1 pseudogene is annotated in these 2178 nt (G+C 52.1%); it reads left to right on the top strand.

Annotated elements, in window-relative coordinates:
• Positions 1-1670: pseudogene (locus ACFFNX_RS48235) on the top strand (Tn3-like element Tn3 family transposase); the annotation flags it as partial.
• Positions 1671-2178 lie beyond the last annotated feature (508 nt).

Here is a 2178-nt window from a genome sequence, read left to right as displayed (position 1 = left end):
GGCTGGTGATTAACAAGGAAAAACATATCACCCGCAGGGGATACACGCTCTGCTTTCTCAGTAAACTGCAGGATAGTCTGAGGCGGAGGGATGTCTACGTTACCGGCAGTAACCGGTGGGGAGATCCTCGTGCAAGATTACTACAGGGTGCTGACTGGCAGGCAAACCGGATTAAGGTTTATCGTTCTTTGGGGCACCCGACAGACCCGCAGGAAGCAATAAAATCTCTGGGTCATCAGCTTGATAGTCGTTACAGACAGGTTGCTGCACGTCTTTGCGAAAATGAGGCTGTCGAACTCGATGTTTCTGGCCCGAAGCCCCGGTTGACAATTTCTCCCCTCGCCAGTCTTGATGAGCCGGACAGTCTGAAACGACTGAGCAAAATGATCAGTGATCTACTCCCTCCGGTGGATTTAACGGAGTTGCTGCTCGAAATTAACGCCCATACCGGATTTGCTGATGAGTTTTTCCATGCTAGTGAAGCCAGTGCCAGAGTTGATGATCTGCCCGTCAGCATCAGCGCCGTGCTGATGGCTGAAGCCTGCAATATCGGTCTGGAACCACTGATCAGATCAAATGTTCCTGCACTGACCCGACACCGGCTGAACTGGACAAAAGCGAACTATCTGCGGGCTGAAACTATCACCAGCGCTAATGCCAGACTGGTTGATTTTCAGGCAACGCTGCCACTGGCACAGATATGGGGTGGAGGAGAAGTGGCATCTGCAGATGGAATGCGCTTTGTTACGCCAGTCAGAACAATCAATGCCGGACCGAACCGCAAATACTTTGGTAATAACAGAGGGATCACCTGGTACAACTTTGTGTCCGATCAGTATTCCGGCTTTCATGGCATCGTTATACCGGGGACGCTGAGGGACTCTATCTTTGTGCTGGAAGGTCTTCTGGAACAGGAGACCGGGCTGAATCCAACCGAAATTATGACCGATACAGCAGGTGCCAGCGAACTTGTCTTTGGCCTTTTCTGGCTGCTGGGATACCAGTTTTCTCCACGCCTGGCTGATGCCGGTGCTTCGGTTTTCTGGCGAATGGACCATGATGCCGACTATGGCGTGCTGAATGATATTGCCAGAGGGCAATCAGATCCCCGAAAAATAGTCCTTCAGTGGGACGAAATGATCCGGACCGCTGGCTCCCTGAAGCTGGGCAAAGTACAGGTTTCAGTGCTGGTCCGTTCATTGCTGAAAAGTGAACGTCCTTCCGGACTGACTCAGGCAATCATTGAAGTGGGGCGCATCAACAAAACGCTGTATCTGCTTAATTATATTGATGATGAAGATTACCGCCGGCGCATTCTGACCCAGCTTAATCGGGGAGAAAGTCGCCATGCCGTTGCCAGAGCCATCTGTCACGGTCAAAAAGGTGAGATAAGAAAACGATATACCGACGGTCAGGAAGATCAACTGGGCACACTGGGGCTGGTCACTAACGCCGTCGTGTTATGGAACACTATTTATATGCAGGCAGCCCTGGATCATCTCCGGGCGCAGGGTGAAACACTGAATGATGAAGATATCGCACGCCTCTCCCCGCTTTGCCACGGACATATCAATATGCTCGGCCATTATTCCTTCACGCTGGCAGAACTGGTGACCAAAGGACATCTGAGACCATTAAAAGAGGCGTCAGAGGCAGAAAACGTTGCTTAACGTGAGTTTTCGTTCCACTGAGCGTCAGACCCCAAGAACTCCAGAACAGCATCCAGACACGCTTTGAAGTAGAAAATAGCACAGAGAGATAACTCTCAGGACAGGATGCCGAACGGCACAACAGAGCGTAAGGAGAAAATGTCACATAAGGCGCTCTTCCGCTTCCTCGCTCACTGACTCGCTACGCTCGGTCGTTCGACTGCGGCGAGCGGTGTCAGCTCACTCAAAAGCGGTAATACGGTTATCCACAGAATCAGGGGATAAAGCCGGAAAGAACATGTGAGCAAAAAGCAAAGCACCGGAAGAAGCCAACGCCGCAGGCGTTTTTCCATAGGCTCCGCCCCCCTGACGAGCATCACAAAAATCGACGCTCAAGCCAGAGGTGGCGAAACCCGACAGGACTATAAAGATACCAGGCGTTTCCCCCTGGAAGCTCCCTCGTGCGCTCTCCTGTTCCGACCCTGCCGCTTACCGGATACCTGTCCGCCTTTCTCCCTTCGGGAAGCGT

This window comes from Actinoallomurus acaciae (genome assembly GCF_042429965.1).
Classification (GTDB): domain Bacteria; phylum Actinomycetota; class Actinomycetes; order Streptosporangiales; family Streptosporangiaceae; genus Actinoallomurus; species Actinoallomurus acaciae.
Note: the sequence above shows the minus strand (reverse complement) of the source record. Positions and strands in the feature narration are given on the sequence as shown.